General features: G+C 49.4%; 5 protein-coding genes. All 5 read left to right on the top strand.

The features are described from left to right. The first annotated feature begins 476 nt into the window (after positions 1 to 476). Entirely contained in the window at positions 477 to 896 is a 420-nt protein-coding gene (locus VEI96_09555) for a universal stress protein (GenBank protein ID HXX58230.1), read from the top strand. 17 nt (positions 897 to 913) lie between these two features. Then, positions 914 to 1405, top strand: coding sequence for a hypothetical protein (locus VEI96_09550; GenBank protein ID HXX58229.1), 492 nt, complete (start codon positions 914 to 916; stop codon positions 1403 to 1405). A 22-nt stretch (positions 1406 to 1427) separates the two neighbouring features. After that, on the top strand, positions 1428 to 2345 hold the full coding sequence (locus VEI96_09545; protein HXX58228.1) for a sulfite exporter TauE/SafE family protein: 918 nt from the start codon (positions 1428 to 1430) through the stop codon (positions 2343 to 2345). Continuing rightward, the gene (locus tag VEI96_09540) at positions 2345 to 3139 is read left to right on the top strand and encodes a TIGR02186 family protein (protein HXX58227.1); all 795 of its coding nucleotides are present in this window, start codon (positions 2345 to 2347) and stop codon (positions 3137 to 3139) included. Before VEI96_09545 ends, VEI96_09540 begins: the two co-directional genes overlap by 1 nt. 1 nt (position 3140) lies before the next feature. Further along, positions 3141 to 3427 (top strand): universal stress protein (locus VEI96_09535; protein HXX58226.1); only part of this gene is annotated, 287 nt, incomplete at its 3' end.

The raw sequence follows: 3427 nt of genomic DNA, 5'->3' as shown, positions 1-3427 counted from the left end.
TTCATAAACTCCATCAGTCTATCAGATTTCTTCTTTTTTGCGCCAGACGGGTTTCCATTTTCAAACACTCCCTCTTAAGACTCACTCCATGTGGTGAGCCCTAAAGAATCCTCCTCCATCTGTTATCCCGGCCTCTTCCTTTCTGGATCTTTTTCAAGAAAAGCCACGATGACGCCCTCACTTCTGCAGAATTCCCAATAGGGAGTTTGATGTGTTCAAAATTGAAACGGGCCGGTATGAGTCAGCTCTTCAGGGATTTTAGTCAATCAGTCCCCGCATCTCCACGTCATAAACGGGTTTGAGGTTCTTTGACCTCATAGTGGTGTTGGTGATTATAGATTCGATTTGTTCAGGCCTGTTCAAATTTGAAACATATGAAATTTCGGCAAAAGTTTAAATATCCTTATAAAACAGTGAGATATATCCTGGCATCGGCTTTGCTCTAATGTATACAGATTTCGAAAAAGGAGGCCGAGATGAAAGGTTACAGGAAGATTCTTATAGCGCTAAACGGTTCTCATGATGCCCTTCATGAAGGATTGAGACTTGCTCAGGACGAAAAGTGCTGGGTTACCCTAGTAAAGGTAGTTCCCCCCCAAGATGGGGAGCTTAATCTTACCGGGATCAAGAATATCGCTGACGTCCTTGACAATGGAGCGAGGAAGGACGCAGTCGAATTAGACAAGAGGGCAAAGGCTGAAGGCGCCCTCGTCAAAACACGCGTTGAAGAGGGCGAGATCCACGAAAAGATCCTCGAGGTGGCGGAAGATGAACGATGTGATCTCATTATTATGGGATCGAATAAGACGAACTGGTTCCGAAAGATATTCGGGAAGAATGTCATTGAAAAGGTTATTAATCAGGCGCCGTGTCCTGTACTGGTAGTCGGAGCGTAGAAGACGAGGAGGAGACGATGAAGGGAAAGCAGCTTTTGTTTGTAACGTACCATGATGAGACTCTTGATGACGGCTTCTCCTATGCCGTGGAGCTCGCGAAGACGATGAATGACGGCATAGAAATATTGATGATTCTTAGGAGAAAGGCTCTCGAAAAATTCGAGGACTTAATGACGGCGATTACCTTCGCTGAGGCCGATGAGCCCAAGACGGCGAGAGAGCTGATTCGTGAAGATTATGAAAAGAAGAATGAAGACTTCGATAAGAGACTGGCAGCGCTCAAGGCAGAGTGCGGCACCTTAGGAGTTCTTGTCGATGTGAGTACCGCCGCAGGAGACGTAGTCTCCGCGATAAAGAATGTCCTTAGGCAGAACACGAAGATAGACATGGTACTGCTAAGCCCGAGCGTCACCCATGATGACAATGTGAATGCAAAGGTACTGAACAGGCTCGTAAAGACCGCATCACGACCTATTGTGACCATGGCCAAGCAGACACATGTCGCCTGACAATAAGAAAGGAGGAGTTTAGATGTATCTCTATTTACCTGTTGCATTGACAAGCATTAATGTCTTAATCCCCGTGGGGCTCGGCCTGGCGGTCGGCCTCCTCTCGGGTCTGTTCGGCGTGGGGGGCGGTTTTCTTATGACTCCGCTCCTGATCATGTTTGGCATACCTTCAACGGTGGCTGCTGCGACTGACTCGAATCAGATCGTTGCGGCATCGACATCCGGTACCTATGCTCATTGGAAGGTCGGCAATGTGGATTTCAAGATGGGGCTCTATCTCCTCATAGGGGGTTTCATCGGAGGACTCCTCGGGGTCCAGGCTATAAAAATTCTGAAAGCGACGGGGAATGCCGATTTTGTGATAAAGATGACCTATGTCCTGATGCTCGGAATCGTCGGCACCTATATGTTCTTTGAGAGCCTCGCGAGCATGAGGAAGAAGAAGACCGAAGAGGTCAAGACAAGTAAGGAATCGAGTATGGTGAAATTCCTGAAATCTCTCCCTCTGCAGACCCACTTCGAAAAGTCAGGCGTAACACATTCCGCTCTCGTTCCCCTCATCTTCGGTTGTTTTGTCGGGGTCCTCGCTGCGATTATGGGGGTCGGCGGCGGCTTCCTCATGGTTCCGGTCATGGTCTATATCCTGAGGATGCCGATGCATGTCGTCGTGGGTACGAGTCTCTTCCAGATACTCTTCAATTGTATAGAGGTGACGTTTCTCCAGGCATATACGAATCACAGCGTCGATTTTATCCTTGCGGTACTCTTATTGCTCGGCTCGACGATCGGTGCCCAGGTCGGGGCGGTTTTCGGCAGGAAACTCAAGGGTGAACAGCTCAAGGTAATCCTTGCGGTCATAGTACTTCTGGTGACCGTCAAGATCATTTTTGAACTCACGCTAAGTCCGTCATTGCTCTTAGCACAGGGAGGAGGACATTAATGAGAATCAGAGAATTTGTCGCGAAGACGCTCGTGATTACCACTGGCACAATCCTTGGGTTACTGTCCCTATTTCAGAGCGGGGTGTCTGCCGAACTCACTGCGACAGCAAACCACGACCATATCAACATAGACTTCTTTTATCACGGAAGCGCAGTGAGTATCCGTGGAACATCAGACCCGGCTACCGATCTCGTTATCAAGATCACCTCTCCCGACGGACACCAGGCACTGCGTAAGAAAGGAAAGGTCGCAGGGTTTCTCTGGATGAACGTCGGGACGTTACGATTCGAACATGCGCCAGCGCTCTATTATCTGGACAGCACGAGGAAGATAGAGGACGTCTTGAGCAGAGAGGAGATGCTCAAGTATACGATCGGGTATGAGGCCCTTCAGAGGCACGTCGACATGGAGCCGGCAGTCGATGAGAATGAGAAAGCGAAGTGGTTTCAGGAGTTCGTAAGATTCAAGGAATCTTCAAAACTCTACTCCCGGTCATCCGGGAACATTGCCCGCACAGAAAAAGACGGGAAGCAGAATTATTACATACTGAATGAGTGGCCGTATCAGGCACCTCCGGGCAGGTATACCGTTACGGTCTACGCGGTGAAAGACAAGAAGGTCATCGAGACTGCTGAGGCGAGCGTTCTCGTTGAGCAGGTAGGCATCGTCAAGTCTTTGGCCGGGATGGCGAAAAATAACGGGAGTTTGTATGGGATGATATCCATACTTGCTGCCCTCGGCGCAGGGTTCGGTGTCGGCATGGTATTCAGGAAAGGCGGAGGTGCCCATTAACATGCGACAGGAAGCAATATCCCCCCGGAACATCGAGCTAAGCTACGTAAACGAGCGGCCGAATATCGAGGTCGGCAAGCGCGCGAAGGATATGTACGAAACTATCGTTGTCGGTTTCGACGGCTCTGAGTCGAGCAAGGCGGCGGTCATAGAATCTTCAAACTGGATAAGAAGACACGGGGGTAGAATCGTCCTCGTTCATGCCGTTTATTTTGATGAGGAAGAATTCGGCATGGCCCCCGAGCAAAGGGAGAAGCGTTTCGATTTTGGTAAAAAAGCCTGTTATGA

It is taken from the genome of Thermodesulfovibrionales bacterium (genome assembly GCA_035622735.1).
Classification (GTDB): Bacteria; Nitrospirota; Thermodesulfovibrionia; order Thermodesulfovibrionales; family UBA9159; genus DASPUT01.
Note: the sequence above shows the minus strand (reverse complement) of the source record. Positions and strands in the feature narration are given on the sequence as shown.

Coding starts and splice junctions, on each gene's coding strand:
- VEI96_09550 (HXX58229.1), top strand. CDS start 914: ATGAAGGGAAAGCAGCTTTTGTTTGTAACGTACCATGATGAGACTCTT.
- VEI96_09545 (HXX58228.1), top strand. CDS start 1,428: ATGTATCTCTATTTACCTGTTGCATTGACAAGCATTAATGTCTTAATC.
- VEI96_09540 (HXX58227.1), top strand. CDS start 2,345: ATGAGAATCAGAGAATTTGTCGCGAAGACGCTCGTGATTACCACTGGC.
- VEI96_09555 (HXX58230.1), top strand. CDS start 477: ATGAAAGGTTACAGGAAGATTCTTATAGCGCTAAACGGTTCTCATGAT.